General features: G+C 71.8%; 12 protein-coding genes. 8 read left to right on the forward strand and 4 right to left on the reverse strand.

The features are described 5' to 3' along the window. Positions 1-171: 171 nt before the first annotated feature. The 4 genes from ACFU9P_RS10825 to ACFU9P_RS10840 all read right to left on the reverse strand — a co-directional run bounded on the left by ACFU9P_RS10825 (position 172) and on the right by ACFU9P_RS10840 (position 5,875). Positions 172-2,583, reverse strand: a complete 2,412-nt coding sequence (locus ACFU9P_RS10825) for a DUF3488 and DUF4129 domain-containing transglutaminase family protein (RefSeq protein WP_384078644.1) — start codon at positions 2,581-2,583, stop codon at positions 172-174. Next, on the reverse strand, positions 2,580-3,935 hold the full coding sequence (locus tag ACFU9P_RS10830; protein WP_384078646.1) for a DUF58 domain-containing protein: 1,356 nt from the start codon (positions 3,933-3,935) through the stop codon (positions 2,580-2,582). Before ACFU9P_RS10830 ends, ACFU9P_RS10825 begins: the two co-directional genes overlap by 4 nt. After that, positions 3,935-5,050 (reverse strand): AAA family ATPase, encoded by a 1,116-nt coding sequence (locus ACFU9P_RS10835; protein WP_384078648.1) that lies wholly within the window; start codon positions 5,048-5,050, stop codon positions 3,935-3,937. Before ACFU9P_RS10835 ends, ACFU9P_RS10830 begins: the two co-directional genes overlap by 1 nt. A 198-nt stretch (positions 5,051-5,248) precedes the next feature. Then, a complete protein-coding gene (locus tag ACFU9P_RS10840; protein WP_376374945.1) occupies positions 5,249-5,875 on the reverse strand; it encodes a beta-class carbonic anhydrase in 627 nt (208 codons plus the stop codon). Between the two features lie 488 nt (positions 5,876-6,363). Between ACFU9P_RS10840 and rsmH the strand changes: the two genes are divergently transcribed. The 8 genes from rsmH to ftsW all read left to right on the forward strand — a co-directional run bounded on the left by rsmH (position 6,364) and on the right by ftsW (position 17,409). Continuing rightward, a complete protein-coding gene (gene rsmH, locus ACFU9P_RS10845; protein WP_376374948.1) occupies positions 6,364-7,320 on the forward strand; it encodes a 16S rRNA (cytosine(1402)-N(4))-methyltransferase RsmH in 957 nt (318 codons plus the stop codon). Continuing rightward, complete coding sequence (locus tag ACFU9P_RS10850; protein WP_384078651.1) at positions 7,317-7,970, forward strand: septum formation initiator; 654 nt, start codon at positions 7,317-7,319, stop codon at positions 7,968-7,970. The genes rsmH and ACFU9P_RS10850 overlap by 4 nt, the downstream gene beginning before the upstream one ends. A 4-nt stretch (positions 7,971-7,974) precedes the next feature. After that, the gene (locus tag ACFU9P_RS10855; RefSeq protein WP_384078653.1) at positions 7,975-9,981 is read left to right on the forward strand and encodes a peptidoglycan D,D-transpeptidase FtsI family protein; all 2,007 of its coding nucleotides are present in this window, start codon (positions 7,975-7,977) and stop codon (positions 9,979-9,981) included. A 17-nt stretch (positions 9,982-9,998) separates the two neighbouring features. Beyond that, a complete protein-coding gene (locus ACFU9P_RS10860; RefSeq protein ID WP_384078655.1) occupies positions 9,999-11,750 on the forward strand; it encodes a UDP-N-acetylmuramoyl-L-alanyl-D-glutamate--2,6-diaminopimelate ligase in 1,752 nt (583 codons plus the stop codon). Positions 11,751-11,754: 4 nt separating this feature from the next. Beyond that, positions 11,755-13,185 carry a UDP-N-acetylmuramoyl-tripeptide--D-alanyl-D-alanine ligase gene (murF, locus tag ACFU9P_RS10865; protein WP_376374959.1) on the forward strand — a complete coding sequence of 477 codons (1,431 nt, stop codon included), beginning with the start codon at positions 11,755-11,757 and terminating at the stop codon, positions 13,183-13,185. Beyond that, a complete protein-coding gene (mraY, locus tag ACFU9P_RS10870) occupies positions 13,182-14,252 on the forward strand; it encodes a phospho-N-acetylmuramoyl-pentapeptide-transferase (RefSeq protein ID WP_046507973.1) in 1,071 nt (356 codons plus the stop codon). Before murF ends, mraY begins: the two co-directional genes overlap by 4 nt. Further along, entirely contained in the window at positions 14,249-15,658 is a 1,410-nt protein-coding gene (murD, locus tag ACFU9P_RS10875) for a UDP-N-acetylmuramoyl-L-alanine--D-glutamate ligase (protein ID WP_376374963.1), read from the forward strand. The genes mraY and murD overlap by 4 nt, the downstream gene beginning before the upstream one ends. A gap of 113 nt (positions 15,659-15,771) precedes the next feature. Beyond that, positions 15,772-17,409 carry a putative lipid II flippase FtsW gene (ftsW, locus tag ACFU9P_RS10880; protein WP_384078658.1) on the forward strand — a complete coding sequence of 546 codons (1,638 nt, stop codon included), beginning with the start codon at positions 15,772-15,774 and terminating at the stop codon, positions 17,407-17,409. Positions 17,410-17,411: the final 2 nt, after the last annotated feature.

A 17,411-nucleotide genomic window follows, 5' to 3' on the forward strand; every position in this document is an offset into this window, starting at 1 on the left:
GGAGAGGGGGGGGGGGGAAGCGCCGCGGAAAAGAAAGGGGAGGGGGATCCCCGGGGGTCAAGGGGTGGGACCGGGGGGGGGGGGGGAGAAAGCGAAGGTCTTCCCCCCCCCACCCGTTTCCGGAGCGCCGTACCCGGATCAGTCGTTTCCCGGGCGTGAGCGGGCGGCGCGTCAGCGGGTGACGGCCGGTCGCGGGGTGTCCGTACGGCCACGGCGTGTGCCCCAGCGGGCCGTGAACGCCCTCCAGCGAGCCGAAGCGGCCCAGACCACTCGTACGGACGAGCGCGGCACCAGCAGTGCCCGCAGCCGGGTCCAGCGGCTCACCGGGGCGCGCAGCCCCGCGCGAATCAGCCGGGCGTCCTCGGCCAGCCCCGTACCCGGCCGGGGCTCCCGCGCGTACAGCACCTGCTCCACGGAGCCCGCAACCCGGTGCACCGCCTCCGCCGCGGGGCCCTCCAGCCTGCCCAGCCGCACCAGCCGGGCCGCCGTCCTGCGCGGTGTCTGCGCGTTGTCGGGAGGGATGCCGAGGTCCCAGGCCGTATCGGTTATCTCCTGCCAGACGGCGAGCGTCCGCGTCCGGGCGTCGGCCTCCGCACGGCCACGGGAGCCCAGCCGTCTCGCCCGCGCGTCGGCCCGCAACAGCAGCGGCAACAGGATGAGCGCGATCAGCCCCGCCAGCAGCACCAGGGCCCGGCCGATCACCAGCAGACCGCGCCACGGGCTGCCCGAGTCCGCGTCCGGCGCCGCCGCGCCCGGCACGATCGCCGCGCACTCGGCCGAGGGCGTCGCCTGCGCCTGGCAGCTCTCCGCGGCGGACGGTGCCGCCGACGGCGCGGCCGAGGCGGAGGCCTCGGGGCGGCTCGGGTCGCTCTCGGTACTGGCGGGGACGTCCGGGCGGGTGTAGTCGGGGGTGGTACCACGGCTCGGGGTCGGCTCGAAGCGGGTCCAGCCGACCCCCTCGAAATACAGCTCCGGCCAGGCGTGCGCGTCACGCAGCCCGACGGACATGCTGCCGTCCGACTGCGGAGAGCCCGGGGTGAAGCCCACCGCCACCCGCGCCGGTATGCCCAGGGTGCGGGCCATGGCGGCCATCGTGAACGAGAAGTGGACGCAGAAGCCTTCCCTGTTCTTCAGGAAGCGCGTGATCGCGGTGACGCCGGTGCCCGAATCGACCTGGGTGTCATAGGTGAAGCCGCCGTCCAGCGCGAACCAGTCCTGGAGCCTGACGGCCCTCTCGTAATCGTTGGCCGCCCCCGCGGTGACCTCCAGGGCGGTCGACTTGACCACGGGCGGCAGGAAGGACGGGACCTCGGTGTACTCGCGGCGCAGGGATGTCGGGGCCTTGGGCGCGTTGGCGAGCTGCTCCGCTGTTGGGTTCACCAGGAGGCTGCTGACCTCGTACTGGGCGCCGCGTGTCGACTGCCCCCGGTCGCCCACCAGCGTCCGGCCCTCCGGCTCGAAGCGCCAGTTGCCGTCGATCTTCACCCTGCTCGCCGGATAGGGCATCGGCAGATAGTTCTGCTGGTACCAGCCGGCGGCCGAGATCACAGTGGTGATCTCGCGGGTGCTCACTCCCTTGCTCAGGCCCGGCGGGTCGGGCAGCCCGTCCGGTACGTCCTCGACCTTGCGCTGCGAGAACTTCCAGGCCGTCCCGTCGAACCGGTCCAGCGCCATGATCCGCAGATACATGTTCTGGGTGTTCGGCGCGTTGGTCCGATACGTCAGGGCCTCGCGGTCCTCGGGCTGGTTGAGATTGTCCTGGAGCGAGACCAGCGGGTTCACCGCGGAGATGGTCCCGCCCCCCAGCCCTGAGCCGTTCCCGCTGCCCGCGCCCGCCAGCAGTCCGCCGTCCAGGGTGGGCAGGGCCGCCGGGACCGCCAGGGCGATGCCCAGCGCGACCACCCCGATCCTGCGGCCGGTACGGACCGGGGCGGGCGCGCGGCCCGCCGCCTCCAGGCCGGCCGCGAACCGGCCCTGCGAGCGCGAGGCACCGCCGAACACCCGGCCCCACTGCGACAGCCGGTCCCGGCCCTCGGCCAGGAGCAGCAGCAGATAGCCGGAGGCCGCGAGCAGGAACCACAGCCAGCCGCCTTCGCCGCCGGAGAGCCCCGCCGCGACCGAGTACAGCGCGAGCAGCGGCAGCCCCGCCGGGGCCGCGCTGCGGAAGGTCACCGCGAGGGCGTCCACCGCGAGCCCGATCACCACGACACCGCCGACCAGCATCAGCCTGATGCCGTCGGTCGCCGGCGCCGGTATCGCGTACCGCCCGACGTCCTCGCCGCCCGCCGTCAGAAGCCGCCCGAACTCCTGGAAGACCCCCGGTGAGGGCAGGAAGCCGAGCAGCGCCCGGTCCGAGGCGAAGACCACGGTGAGCATCAGCAGCGCGGCGGCGGCCTGGAGCGCCACGGTCAGCGCCCGCGCCAGCGGCACCCGCCTGGCCAGGGCGCCCACCCCGCTCACCAGCCCCACCATGATCGCGGCGTGCAGCAGCCAGGTGGCCGGCCGGACCAGCGGCACCAGCGCGCCCGCCGCCATCAGCGTGGCGGCGAAGGCGCACAGCGCCAGCCTTCCACGACCGCTCATGCCCATCCTCCGGAGAAGCTTGTCGTACCGCCCGGGACGGCCGATTCCGAGCGCTGTCGCGCGGCCTGCCGCCACAGCTCGGGCAGCGCCGCGCCCGAGGGCACGGCCAGCGCCGTCCAGCCCGCCTCGCGAAGCTGCCGCAGCCGCTCCTCGACCTGGCTGTCGGCCCCCGGGCCGGGCGTCCAGCCCGTACTGTCGAGCACAAAGGCGACGGCTATGCCGCTGCGCTGCCGCATCCGGGCCGCCACCGCGGTCTGTTCCTCGTCCAGATCGCCGAAGAACGCCACCAGCAGCCCCTCGCCGCCGCGCAGGATCTCGTACGCACCCGAGAGGCCCGTCCCCTCGGAGTGGTCGACGACCGCGAGGGTGTCCATCAGCAGCCCGGCCGAGTCGGCCGCGCCCTGGGTCGCCCCGGCATAGCCGTCCGCGCCGTCGCCCGGCACCGAGTCGCCGGTGTCCGTCAACAGCCGTACCGCGAAGCCGTGTTCCAGCAGATGCACCAGAGCCGAGGCCGCGCCGGACACCGCCCACTCGAAGGCGGAGTCGGGCCCCGACCCTTGGTAGGCGCTCCGTCTGGTGTCCAGCAGTACGGTGCACCGCGCCCGCTGCGGCTGCTCCTCGCGGCGCACCATCAACTCGCCGTACCGCGCGGTGGATCGCCAGTGCACCCGGCGCAGATCGTCACCGTGCCGGTAGCCGCGGGGGATCACATCGTCGTCGCCGGCCAGCGCCTGCGAGCGCTGCCGTCCGTCGCCGTGCCCGGTGGACTCGCCCATGAGCCTTACCGGCGGCAGCGGTTCGGTGCGCGGAACGACCGTCAGGGTGTCGAACGCGCTGAACGAGCGCGTCAGTTCGCACATGCCGAAGGGGTCGCTCAGCCGGAGCTGGAGCGGCCCCAGCGGATACCGGCCGCGCAGATCGGAACGCACCCGGTAGGACACCTCACGCCGGCCGCCCGGCTCCACCCGGTCCAGCACGAACCGGGGCCGCGGGCCCAGTACATACGGCACATGGTCCTGGAGCATCAGCAGCCCAGTCGGCATCCGCGTGACATTGTCCATCCGGAGCTGCACCCGCGCCTCGGAGCCCGCGGGGACCCGGGAGGGCGACAGCCGGCGGCTGCCCGCCACCCGGTACCGGGTGTGGTAGAGGACGGCCACACAGATCAGCGGCAGCGCGGCGAGCAGAAACCCCACCCGCAGCAGATCCGACTGGCCCAGGACGAAGGCGCAGACCGCCGCGGCGATACCGGCGGCCAGGAACGACCGGCCGCGCGTGGTCAGTCCGGCCAGCGCGGGCCGCAGCCCGCCCCTGTCCTCGCTGTCCGCCGCGGCCGGCCCCCCGGATGCCATCACAGCCGCCGTACGCCGGCCTGCCGGCCGTAGAGCGGCCCGCCGACCCCGCCGGGCCCGCTCACCCCGCCGCCGGCCCCGCCAGGACCACCGGGCATACCGGGCACGCCCGGTCCGGCCGGTGCCTGACGGCCCTGGCCGTGCCCGCCGTCCCCGGTGGGCACCGGGGTGCGCTGCAGGATCTCCAGCACGACCTGCTCGGCCGTACGGCGGTTCAACTGCGCCTGGGCCGTGGGCAGCAGCCGGTGCGCCAGCACCGCGACCGCCAGCGCCTGGACATCGTCCGGCAGCGCGTAGTCCCGGCCGCTCAGCGCGGCCGCGGCCTTCGCCGCGCGCAGCAGATGGAGCGTGGCGCGCGGTGAGGCGCCCAGTCTGATCTCCGCGTGGTTGCGCGTCGCGCCCACCAGCTCCACCGCGTACCGCCGTACGGAATCGGCGACATGGACCGTACGCACCGCGTCTATCAGCTTCACGATGTCATGCGCGTGCGCCACCGGCTGGAGGTCGTCCAGCGGGGAGATCCCGCCGTGCACGTCCAGCATCTGCAACTCGGCCTCGGGGCTGGGATAACCGATCGACACCCGGGCCATGAAACGGTCGCGCTGCGCCTCGGGGAGCGGATACGTGCCCTCCATCTCCACCGGGTTCTGGGTGGCCACCACCATGAAGGGGCTGGGCAGTTCATAAGTCTGCCCGTCGATGGTGACCTGGCGCTCCTCCATGGACTCCAGCAGCGCCGACTGGGTCTTGGGCGAAGCGCGGTTGATCTCGTCGCCGATCACAATCTGGGCGAAGATCGCGCCCGGTTTGAACTCGAAGTCCCGCCGCTGCTGGTCGTAGATGGACACCCCGGTGATGTCCGACGGCAGCAGGTCGGGAGTGAACTGAATACGCCGCACCGAACAGTCGATGGACCGCGCCAGCGCTTTGGCCAGCATCGTCTTGCCCACGCCGGGGACATCTTCGATCAGAAGATGCCCCTCGGCGAGGAGCACGGTCAGCGAAAGCCGTACGACCTCAGGCTTGCCCTCGATCACACCCTCCACCGATGTGCGGACACGCTCCGCTGTGGTGGTCAGATCAGTGAGGCTCGCTCGATCGTCATAGGTCGTCACCCGGCCCTCCTCGGCCCTTTCAACGGGCCGATGCTCATCGGACGGCCCGGCCCACCCCGAAACACGGACACCGTCCCCGGAAAGTTCCGGAACGCTGTCACAGACGCATTCTTGTTGCCGTTACCGCTTCGTGTCACTCGCCTGTGGATAAGTGGGAGGGTTTTGTCGGCTTTGCCGTCCAACTCGTCCCGGTGACTGTCAGGCGGCCGGGTCGATCTCTCTCAACAGGCCCGTCTTCACGTCGAAGACAAACCCGCGGATGTCGTCCGTGTACAGCAGGAAGGGCGACGTCCTGATGCGCCGCATCGACTGCCGTACGTCCTGGTCGACATCGCGGAACGACTCCACGGCCCAGGAAGGACGCTGTCCGACCTCCATTTCCAGCTCGTGCCGGAAGTCCTCGGTGAGGCTCTCCAGGCCGCAGCCGGTGTGGTGGATCAGCACCACGCTGCGGGTGCCGAGTGCGCGCTGGCTGATGGTGAGGGAGCGTACGACGTCGTCGGTGACCACGCCGCCGGCGTTGCGGATGGTGTGACAGTCGCCCAGGGAGAGGCCCAGGGCGTCGTGCAGGTCGAGCCTGGCGTCCATGCACGCGACCACGGCCACGCGCAGGACGGGCCGCGCGTCCATCCCGGGGTCCGTGAACCCGGCGGCGTAAAGCTGGTTCGCGTCTACGAGGCGGTCCGTGACCGTCCCGCCGGTGCGTGCCGCACCGGCGGGAGCCACGAAGTGCTCTGCGGGCAGGTGTGCGGAAGTCGACATACCTATGACGGTAATGGTCCGGAGGCGGTTGGGCCCGGTGTGAGAATGGACAAAGAACGTCAACTTGGCTTGGTGTGAGCTACCCCACAAGAGTGCGTGTGACGGGACTGAACGGGTGAATTGTTCCGTTTATGGTCTTGTGGCAAGTGATCCTGACGACGCGCTGGCCGGTTGATTGACCGGGAACCGCACCTGGCGGTGGACTAAAGTGGCGCGAAGATCCCGGGCACGCCCCGGACACATTCCGAATTCCCCGCGAGTGCGGCGTACGTGCGGCTCGGCCTCCTCCCGCTCGACGGTCGGCCGACGCCCTTCCCGGCGCCGGCGGACCTCCCCTTCTGAGCGGGCGGGGACCCGGCGGTACGTATGGCCGCGCCGGACCTGAGAGGGCGCATGAGCGAGCGCAGCCAGCGAGTCACGGAAGGCCGCGCGCCCGCGGAGCGCACAGCTCAGGCACTGTGGTCCCCGCACACGCGGGGCGGGTCCCCGCACACGCGGGGCGGAAGGCCGCCCGCGGAACGTACCGGCGGCGGCCCCAGGGAGGGGCGGGCATGAACCAGGTCCGGCACGTCCCCGTGATGCTCCAGCGGTGCCTCGACCTGCTGGCCCCCGCCCTCGCCGAGCCCGGCGCGGTCGTCGTGGACTGCACCCTCGGCCTCGGCGGCCACAGCGAGGCCCTGCTCACGGCCTTCCCCGCCGCCCGGCTGATCGCCCTCGACCGCGACCAGGAGGCGCTGCGGCTCTCCGCCGAGCGGCTCGCCCCGTACGCCGACCGCGCCACCCTCGTGCACGCCGTCTACGACGAGCTGCCCGAGGTCCTCGACCGGCTGGGAACCCCCCGCGTCCAGGGCGTCCTCTTCGACCTCGGCGTCTCCTCGATGCAGCTCGACGAGGCGGAGCGCGGCTTCGCGTACGCCCAGGACTCCCCGCTCGACATGCGCATGGACCAGACGGCCGGAGTCAGCGCCGCCGAGGTCCTCAACACCTATCCGCCCGGCGAACTGGTACGGATCCTGCGCGCGTACGGCGAGGAGAAGCAGGCCAGGAGGATCGTCTCCGCGATCGTCAGGGAGCGCGAGAAGGAGCCCTTCACCCGCAGCGCCCGGCTCGTCGAGCTGATCCGGGACGCCCTGCCGCAGGCCGCCAAGCGCACCGGCGGCAACCCCGCGAAACGCACCTTCCAGGCCCTGCGCATCGAGGTCAACGGCGAACTGGCCGTACTGGAGCGGGCGATCCCGGCGGCCGTGGCGAGCCTCGCCGTCGGCGGCCGCATCGCGGTCCTCTCGTACCACTCGCTGGAGGACCGTCTCGTCAAACAGGTCTTCGCGGCCGGCGCCGCGGGCACCGCGCCGCCCGGCCTGCCCGTCGTACCGGAGCAGTACCAGCCCCGGCTCGAACTGCTCACCCGCGGCGCCGAACTGCCCACGGAGGAAGAGGTCGCGGAGAACCGGCGCGCGGCTCCGGCCCGGCTGCGGGGAGCGCGGCGGATCCGGGAGGACGCCCGGTGAGCGGACCGGCCAAGCACCTCCGGGGACGGGCGGCACGGCTCGCCGAACTCATGCCGGCCGGGTCCAGCTCGGCGGCCCGCACCCCCTTCGTCCTGCTGGTCGTCCTGCTCCTCGGCGGCGGACTGATCACGCTGCTGCTGCTGAACTCCTCGCTCAACGAAGGCTCGTTCCGGCTCAGCGAACTCAAGAAGCGCACCACCGATCTCACCGACGAACAGCAGGCGCTGCAACGGGACGTGGACGCCTATCTGGCGCCGAACGCCCTGGAGCGGCGGGCCCGCGAGCTGGGCATGGTGCCCGGCGGCAGCCCCGCCTTCCTCAACCCCGACGGGACGGTACGGGGCGTGCCCGCCGCGGCCGGCACGCCGGAGTCCGCGGAGCCGTCCGGCCGGCCCTCCGTACCGCCGTCCGCGATGGACACGATGGAGGAGACACCGCCGGAGGTTCCGGAGCCGGCGCCCGTCCCCTCCTCGCCGGCCCCGGCCGTGGGCCCGGTCCCCTCCCCGGCCGCCCCCGCTCTTCCCGCGCCCTCGGCACCGGCCCCGTCCGGCGGGTCCATGGCGGTGCCGTCCCCGTACGCCTCCGCGGCCCTGCGCGAGGTCCCCGTACAGCTCCCCGGAACACCGGCTCCGACGATCTCCGGCAGGTGACGCAGTGCCCCCCAAGGACCCACCGCCACCGCGCCGCCGGGTGCCGAAGCCCGCGCGCTCCGGAAGCGGCGGCCCCCAGCGGGCCTCCTCGCGCCCGGCATCACGCCCGACGTCGCACCCGGCCTCGCGACCCGCCGCCCGCCGCCCGCGCTCCGGGGCCGCAGCGGCGCAGCGGATCCGGCTCGGCAGCCCCCGCCCCCGGCTGCGCCTGGTCAGCCTGGCCCTGACCCTGATCATGCTGGTGTTCGTCGTCCGGCTGCTCCAGGTGCAGGCCGTCGACGCCAGCGCGTACGCGGCCAAGGCCGAGAAGAGCCGCTACCTCAGCCACCGCATCGACGCCGAGCGCGGCGAGATCACCGACCGCTCCGGGATCGCCCTCGCCACCAGCGTGGACGCGTACGACATCACCGCCGACCCGCTGATGTTCACCCCCGACTTCAGCAAGATCCAGGACGCCCCCGAGAAGGCGGCCGCGCTGCTCGCCCCCATCCTCGGGGCCGAGACCGGCACGCTCGTCAAGAAGCTCAGGACCCCCAAGTCCCGCTACACGGTCCTCGCCCACCGCCAGACCCCCCAGGTCTGGAACCAGATCAGGGACCTCAAGAGCGTCCTCGCGGAAAAGGCGAGCAAGGAGAAGACCCCGGGCGGCGGCCCCGGCGTCAGCGTCCTGGCCGGGGTCTTCCAGGAGGCCAGCAGCAAGCGCGTGTATCCGAACGGCGATCTCGCCGCCGGGATACTGGGATACGTCAACGCCGCCGGCCATGGCGCCGGCGGCGTCGAGTCCATGCTCGACAAGGAGCTGGCGGGCGAGGACGGCGAGGTCACCTACGCCCAGTCCGGCGGTCGCCGCGTCCCCACGGCCAGCTCCCGGGAGAAGCCCGCGGTGCCCGGCTCCGACATCGAGCTGACCATCGACCGGGACATCCAGTGGGCCGCCCAGCAGGCCATCACCGAGCAGGTGCGCGCCTCCAAGGCGGACCGCGGCTATGTGATGGTCCAGGACACCAGGACCGGCGAGGTGCTCGCCATGGCCAACGCCCCCGGCTTTGACCCCAACGACCTCTCCGAGGCCGATGCCGCCGCCATGGGCAACGCCGCCCTCCAGGACGTGTACGAGCCCGGCTCCACCAGCAAGGTCATGTCCATGGCCGCCGTACTGGAGGAGAAGGTCGCCACCCCCGGCACCCATGTCGTCGTCCCCAACCGGCTGCACCGCGGCGACCGGCTCTTCAAGGACGACATCGACCACCCGACCTGGTATCTGACGCTCAACGGCGTCCTCGCCAAGTCGTCGAACATCGGCTCCATCCTGGCCACCGGCCAGCTCGGCAAGACCCAGGCCGAGGCCAACAAGGTCCTCTACTCGTATCTGACCAAGTTCGGCATCGGCCGCCCCACCGGCCTGGACTACCCCGGCGAGACCCGGGGCATCCTCGCCAAGCCCGAGGACTGGTCCACCTCGCAGCAGTACACGATCCCCTTCGGCCAGGGACTCTCCCTCAACGCCATGCAGGCCGCCTCGGTCTACTCGACCATCGCCAACGGCGGCGTACGGATCGAGCCCACCCTCGTACGCGGTACGACAGGGCCCGACGGCCGCTTCAGCCCGGCCCCCGCGCCCAAGAAGACCCGGGTGGTCAGCGAGAAGACCGCGAAGACCGTCGCCACCATGCTGGAGTCGGTGGTGGGGGACGAGGAGGGTACGGGTACGAAGGCCCGTATCCCCGGTTACCGGGTCGCGGGCAAGACAGGTACGGCCAACCGGGTCGACCCGGAGCTGGGCCGCTACAAGGGCTACACCGCCTCCTTCGCGGGCTTCGCGCCCGCCGACGAACCGCGGATCACGGTCTACTGCGCCATCCAGAACCCGACGAAGGGCAGCTACTTCGGCGGCCAGATCTGCGGCCCCATCTACAAAAAGGTCATGGAGTTCGCTCTCAAGACCCTGCAGGTCGAACCGACCGGCAGTAAACCCGCCAGGCTGCCGGTGACCTTCAAACCCGGCGAGTGACCCCAGGGAAAGCGCCAGTGACAACGATCACCCCCGATTCGGGGAACCACCCGGAACGCGCCGCGCAGGAGCCGTCCTCACTTGGCCCGCGGCCCGCGGAGCCCGGTACGCTCCCAGCCGTGCCACAAGCTGATCAGTACCGAACCACCCCCGAGGACGCCCAGGCCGGGCGGCCGGGGACGCCCCGTCCGGAACGGGTCCGCCCGACCTCCCTCGCGGAGCTGGCAGCCCGGCTGGGCACCGAGGCACCGGGGGGCTCCGGGGAAGCGACCGGCATCACCCATGACTCACGGGCGGTACGCCCCGGAGATGTGTACGCGGCCCTGCCCGGCGCCCGCTTCCACGGCGCCGACTTCGCCGCCCAGGCCGCCGACCTCGGCGCCTCCGTGATCCTCACCGACCCGGCGGGCGCCGAGCGGGCCGGAGCGACCGGACTGCCCGTCCTGGTCGTCCCCGACCCCCGCGGCAGCATGGGGGAGCTGGCCGCCGAGATCTACGGCCACCCCGGCCCCGACCTGCTCCAGATCGGGATCACCGGCACCTCCGGCAAGACCACCACCGCGTATCTCGTCGAGGGCGGACTGCGCGGCGCGGGCCACCGTACGGGCCTGATCGGCACGGTGGAGACCAGGATCGGCGACGAGCGCGTCAAGTCGGAGCGTACGACCCCCGAAGCCACCGATCTCCAGGCCCTCTTCGCGGTCATGCGCGAACGCGGGGTCGACTCGGTCGCCATGGAGGTCTCCAGCCACGCCCTGGTGCTCGGCCGAGTCGACGGCTGTGTCTTCGACGTCGCCGTCTTCAACAACCTCAGCCCGGAGCACATGGAGTTCCACTCCGGCATGGAGGACTACTTCCAGGCGAAGGCGCGCCTGTTCACCCCCGAGCGCAGCCGGGTCGGTGTCGTCAACTTCGACGATCCGTACGGCCGCAGGCTCGCGGCCGAGGCGGGCGTGCCCGTCACCACCTTCTCCGCCGAGGGCCACCCCGACGCCGACTGGCGCGCCGAGGACGTCGAGGTCGGCTCGCACGGCTCCACCTTCACCGCGGTCGGCCCCCACGGCGAGCGCGTCAGGGCCGAGGCGCCGCTGCCCGGGCCGTTCAATGTCGCCAACACCCTCGCCGCGGTCGTCACCCTGGCCGTCGCCGGGATCGACCCGCACACCGCCGCCGACGGCATCGCCGCCGTCCCCGGGGTGCCGGGCCGGCTGGAGCGGGTGGACGCGGGCCAGCCGTATCTCGCCGTCGTCGACTACGCGCACAAGACGGACGCCGTCGAATCGGTCCTGCGCTCCCTGCGCAAGGTCACCAAGGGCAAGGTGCACATCGTCCTCGGCTGCGGCGGGGACCGTGACGAGACCAAACGCGGGCCCATGGGCGCCGCCGCCGCCCGGCTCGCCGACACCGCCGTACTGACCTCCGACAACCCCCGCTCCGAGGATCCGCTCGCGATCCTCGCCGCGATGCTCGCGGGCGCCGCCGAGGTGCCCGTCCACGAACGCGGCGATGTGCTCGTCGACGCCGACCGCGCCTCCGCGATCGCCGCCGCCGTCTCCCGCGCCCGCCCAGACGACACCGTCCTGGTCGCCGGCAAGGGCCATGAGCAGGGCCAGGACATCGCCGGGGTGGTACGGGCCTTCGACGACCGCCAGGTCCTGCGCGAGGCCATCGAGCGCTCCCTGCGCCACGAGCCGGGGTACGAGCCCTGCCCCGGCCCCCACGGCGAGCCGCGCCCCGAGCACCGCCACGAGAACAACAGTCAGGGATGACCCAGTGATCGCCCTCTCCCTCGCCGAGATCGCCGCCATCGTCGGCGGGCAGCCGCACGACATACCGGATCAGTCCGCCCGGGTCACCGGGCCCGTCGTCATCGACTCCCGCTCGGTCGTACCGGGCGGGCTCTTCGCCGCCTTCGCGGGCGAGCGCGTCGACGGCCACGACTACGCGGAGCGCGCCGTCGCCGCGGGCGCGGTGGCCGTTCTGGCCACCCGCCCCGTCGGGGTGCCCGCCCTCGTCGTCGACGATGTCGTCCAGGCCCTGGGCGCCCTCGCCCGTAATGTCGTCGAACGCCTCGGCGCCACCGCCGTCGCCCTCACCGGCTCCGCGGGCAAGACCAGCACCAAGGACCTGATCGCCCAGCTCCTCCAGCGCCTCGGACCCACCGTCTGGCCCGCCGGGAACCTCAACAACGAGATCGGCCTGCCGCTGACCGCCCTGCGGGCCCTTGAGGACACCCGCTACCTCGTTCTCGAAATGGGCGCGCGCTACGTCGGCGACATCCGCTACCTCACCGGACTCGTCCCGCCCAGGATCGGCCTCGTACTGAACGTGGGCACCGCCCACATCGGCGAGTTCGGCGGCCGCGAGCGGATCGCCGAGGCCAAGGGCGAGATGGTCGAGGCCCTGCCGTCCGCCGCCGAGGGCGGAGTGGCCGTACTGAACGCCGACGATCCGCTCGTCCGCGCCATGAGCACCCGCACCAAGGCCCGCGTCGTGCTGTTCGGAGAGGCGGGCGAAGCAGACGTACGGGCAGAGAACGTCCGCCTCACCCCCACCGGACAGCCCGCTTTCCTGCTTCGGACACCCTCCGGGTGCAGCGACGTGACACTGCGGCTGTACGGTGAGCACCACGTGTCGAACGCGCTCGCCGCGGCCGCCGTCGCCCATGAGTTGGGCATGTCCGTCGATGAGATCGCCGTGGCGCTCTCCGAGGCGGAAACCCTCTCCCGCTGGCGTATGGAGGTCACCGAGCGCGCGGACGGCGTGACGATCGTCAACGACGCCTACAACGCGAATCCCGAATCCATGAGAGCGGCGCTCCGCGCGCTGGTCGCCATGGGCGGTGCCTCACGGGCCGCGGGGGGCCGTACGTGGGCGGTGCTCGGCCCGATGGCCGAGCTGGGGGACGACTCGCTCGCCGAGCACGACGCGGTCGGACGGCTCGCCGTCCGGCTCAACGTCAGCAAGCTCGTGGCAGTCGGGGGCAGGGAAGCGTCCTGGCTGCAATTGGGCGCTTACAACGAGGGTTCGTGGGGTGAGGAGTCGGTGCACGTGTCCGACGCGCGGGCGGCGGTCGACCTGTTGCGCAGTGAGCTGCGTCCGGGAGACGTCGTGCTGGTGAAGGCTTCCAGGTCGGCCGGTCTTGAACAGGTCGCCCTGGCACTGCTCGAAAGCGCCAGCGAGGGCGAGGTCGCCGGCCGATGAGGCAGATCCTCTTCGCGGGAGTCATCGGGCTCTTCCTGACCCTGATCGGCACACCGCTGCTGATCAAGCTCCTGGCCCGCAAGGGATACGGGCAGTTCATCCGGGACGACGGCCCGCGTACGCATGGCAGCAAGAAGGGCACGCCCACCATGGGCGGGATCTCCTTCATCATCGCCACCCTGATCGCCTACGCCCTGGCGAAGGTGATCACCGGCGAGGACCCGACCTTCTCGGGTGTGCTGGTCCTCTTCCTGATGGCGGGCATGGGTCTCGTCGGGTTCCTCGACGACTACATCAAGATCGTGAAGCAGCGTTCGCTGGGTCTGCGGGCCAAGGCGAAGATGGCGGGCCAGCTCATCGTCGGTATCGCCTTCGCGGTGCTGTCGCTGCAGTTCGCCGACTACCGCGGCAACACCCCGGCCTCCACCCGGCTGTCGTTCATCATGGACTTCGGCTGGTCGATCGGCCCGGTGCTGTTCGTGGTCTGGGCGCTGTTCATGATTCTCGCGATGTCCAACGGTGTGAACCTGACCGACGGTCTGGACGGTCTCGCCACCGGCGCCTCGGTGATGGTCTTCGGCGCGTACACCTTCATCGGGCTCTGGCAGTTCCAGGAGTCCTGTGCCAACGCGCAGACCCTGACCAATCCCAACGCCTGTTTCGAGGTACGGGATCCGCTCGATCTCGCGGTCGTCGCCTCGGCCCTGATGGGCTCCTGCTTCGGCTTCCTGTGGTGGAACACCTCACCGGCCAAGATCTTCATGGGGGACACCGGCTCGCTCGCGCTGGGCGGCGCGCTCGCGGGTCTCGCGATCTGCTCCCGTACGGAGTTCCTGATCGCCCTGCTCGGCGGCCTGTTCGTGATGATCACCATGTCGGTGGTCATCCAGGTCGGCTCGTTCAAGATGACCGGCAAGCGGGTCTTCCGGATGGCACCCCTCCAGCACCACTTCGAACTCAAGGGGTGGTCCGAAGTTCTTGTCGTGGTGCGTTTCTGGATCATCCAGGGCATGTGTGTGATCGTGGGTCTGGGGCTCTTCTACGCGGGCTGGGCGGCCGAGAAGTGAACTGGCAGGGCAAGCGGGTCACCGTCGCGGGTCTCGGGGTCTCCGGGATCCCGGCGGCCCGGGTGCTGCACGGCCTCGGCGCCGAGGTCACCGTCGTCAACGACGGGGACGACGAGCGCAGCCGCGCCCAGGCCGCCGAGCTGGACGGGCTCGGGATCACGGTGCGCCTCGGCGACGGGGCGACCCTCCCCGAGGCCACCGAGCTGATCGTCACCACCCCCGGCTGGCGGCCGGACAAGCCCCTCTTCGCCGCGGCGGCCAGGGCCGGGGTGGACATCTGGGGCGATGTGGAGCTGGCCTGGCGGCTGCGCGGCCCGGACGCCGCGCCCTGGCTCGCCGTCACCGGCACCAACGGCAAGACCACCACCGTCAGGATGCTCGCCTCGATCCTGGCGGCGGCGGGGCTCCGCACGGCCGCCGTCGGCAATATCGGGGTCTCGCTGCTGGACGCCGTCACCGGCCCGGAGGAGTACGACGTACTCGCCGTCGAACTGTCCAGCTACCAGCTCCACTGGGCACCCAGCCTGCGCGCCCACTCCGCGGCCGTTCTCAACATCGCCCCCGACCATCTCGACTGGCACGGCTCGATGGAGGCGTACGCCACCGACAAGGGCCGTATCTACGAGGGCAACACCGTGGCCTGTGTCTACAACGCGGCCGACCCGGCCACCGAGGAACTGGTACGGGCGGCGGATGTCGAGGAGGGCTGCCGCGCGATCGGCTTCACCCTCTCCACCCCGGGACCGTCCCAACTCGGCGTCGTGGACGGCATTCTGGTCGACCGGGCCTTCGTCGAGAACCGCCGCGAGCGGGCCCAGGAACTCGCCCAGGTCTCCGATGTGAACCCGCCCGCCCCGCACAACATCGCCAACGCCCTCGCCGCGGCGGCCCTGGCCCGCGCCTACGGTGTCGCACCCGCCGCCGTACGCGACGGACTGCGCTCCTTCCGCCCCGATCCGCACCGGATCGAGCTGGTCGCGGAGGTCGCGGGCATCACGTACGTCGACGACTCCAAGGCCACCAACACCCATGCCGCGGAAGCCTCCCTGGCGGCCTACGACCCGATCGTCTGGATCGCCGGCGGCCTCGCCAAGGGCGCGGTCTTCGACGAACTGGTCATGGCGTCGGCGAAGCGGCTGCGCGGGGTCGTGCTGATCGGCGCCGACCGCGCGCTGATCGGGGAAGCCCTCGCGCGACACGCCCCCGAAGTCCCGGTCGTGGACCTCGACCGGACCGACACTGGGGCGATGTCGGCGGCGGTCCGCGAAGCGGCACGGCTCGCACAGCCGGGGGACACGGTACTGATGGCCCCGGCCTGCGCCTCGATGGACATGTTCGTCAACTACAACAAGCGAGGCGAGGCGTTCGCGGACGCGGTGCACGCACTCGCCGCCGAGCACGCCTGACCGGCCCGGCCCCCGTGCCGGGCCGTCCCTGGGGACCGCGCGACACCGGCGGTGACGCCGCGGGCCCCGAACCCCGGCAGCCGCGCCAGGCACGACTGGAGGGGACAGCGACGATGCCGGCCGACGACACCGCGGACCGGAGGCCCGTCCGCCGGAGCTTCACGGGCCTGCGCCGCAGCGGCGGACCCGGCCTGGGCGGACCGTACCCCGCCATGGGTCCTGAGCCGTCCGGCGGCCCGTACGAACACGGCACCCGGCACCATCCGGCCCGGCCCGCAGGACAGCCCCCCGGACCCCGGCCCGTACTGCACCGCTGGGGCTTCCCGGGCGCTCCCGCGCTCCTGGGCCCCACCGCCGGCAGCGGAGCCGTCAGGCGCCCGGGAGCGGCCCGCCCGGGGCCCCTGGCCGGCCTCGGGCGCGGTCTGGCGCTGCGCGGCAGGGCGGCGGGAGCGGCCGTACGTCCCCCCGCGCCACGTGGGGGAGGCGGCGGGACCGGTACGCCGCGCCCGCCCGGGGGCGGCGGTCCGAGGCGCCTCTACGAGCGGGCGCGCCGCGCCTGGGACCGGCCGCTGACCGCGTACTACCTGATCCTCGGCAGCGGTCTGCTGATCACCCTGCTCGGCCTGGTGATGGTCTACTCCGCGTCGATGATCTACGCGCTCCAGCTCTCGCTGCCCTCGACCTACTTCTTCCGCAAGCAGTTCCTCGCGGTCGTCCTCGGCACCGGACTGCTGCTGCTCGCCTCCCGGATGCCGGGCAAGCTCCACCGGGCGCTGTCCTATCCGCTGCTGGTCGGCACCGTCTTCCTGATGGTGCTCGTGCAGGTCCCCGGGATAGGGCGGGCCGTCAAGGGCAACCAGAACTGGATCTATCTGGGCGGCCCGTTCCAGCTCCAGCCCAGCGAGTTCGCCAAGCTCGCGCTGATCCTGTGGGGCGCCGATCTGCTCGCCCGCAAACAGGACAAGAGACTGCTGTCCCAGTGGAAGCATCTGCTGGTGCCGCTCGTGCCCGTCGCGTTCATGCTGCTGGGGCTGATCATGCTCGGCGGCGACATGGGTACGGCGATCATCCTGACCGCCATCCTCTTCGGTCTGCTCTGGCTCGCGGGTGCTCCCACCAGGCTTTTCGCCGGGGTCTTCGCCATCACGGGCCTGGTCGCCTTCGTACTGATCAAGACCAGCGAGAACCGGCTCTCCCGGTTCGCGTGCATCGGTGCGACCGATCTCGGCCCGGAGGGCGAGTGCTGGCAGGCGGTCCACGGAATCTACGCCCTCGCCTCCGGCGGATGGTTCGGATCCGGCCTCGGCGCGAGTGTGGAAAAGTGGGGCCAACTGCCCGAACCGCACACCGACTTCATTTTCGCCATCACTGGGGAGGAACTGGGGCTGGCGGGGACGCTGTCGGTACTCGCCCTCTTCGCGGCTCTAGGCTATGCGGGTATCCGCGTGGCCGGACGCACGGAGGATCCCTTCGTGAGGTACGCGGCGGGAGGTGTGACCACCTGGATCGCGGCGCAGGCCGTGGTCAACATCGGTGCGGTGCTCGGTCTGCTGCCGATCGCCGGAGTCCCGCTCCCGCTGTTCTCCTACGGAGGGTCGGCCCTGCTGCCGACCATGTTCGCTATCGGGCTGTTGATCGCGTTCGCGCGAGAGGATCCCGCCGCGAAAGCGGCCCTGGCCATGCGACGGCCCGGGGTGAGATGGAAGACGATGAGACGGCGCGTCAAGAAGCGTCCGTCCGGAGAGCGGTGAAT

The organism is Streptomyces sp. NPDC057617 (assembly GCF_042800555.1).
Classification (GTDB): domain Bacteria; phylum Actinomycetota; class Actinomycetes; order Streptomycetales; family Streptomycetaceae; genus Streptomyces.

Excerpts from the sequence above, each read along its gene's own strand:
- ACFU9P_RS10825 (WP_384078644.1), bottom strand. The coding sequence starts at position 2,583 with ATGAGCGGTCGTGGAAGGCTGGCGCTGTGCGCCTTCGCCGCCACGCTG.
- ACFU9P_RS10830 (WP_384078646.1), bottom strand. The coding sequence starts at position 3,935 with ATGGCATCCGGGGGGCCGGCCGCGGCGGACAGCGAGGACAGGGGCGGG.
- rsmH (WP_376374948.1), top strand. The coding sequence starts at position 6,364 with ATGAACCAGGTCCGGCACGTCCCCGTGATGCTCCAGCGGTGCCTCGAC.
- mraY (WP_046507973.1), top strand. The coding sequence starts at position 13,182 with ATGAGGCAGATCCTCTTCGCGGGAGTCATCGGGCTCTTCCTGACCCTG.
- ftsW (WP_384078658.1), top strand. The coding sequence starts at position 15,772 with ATGCCGGCCGACGACACCGCGGACCGGAGGCCCGTCCGCCGGAGCTTC.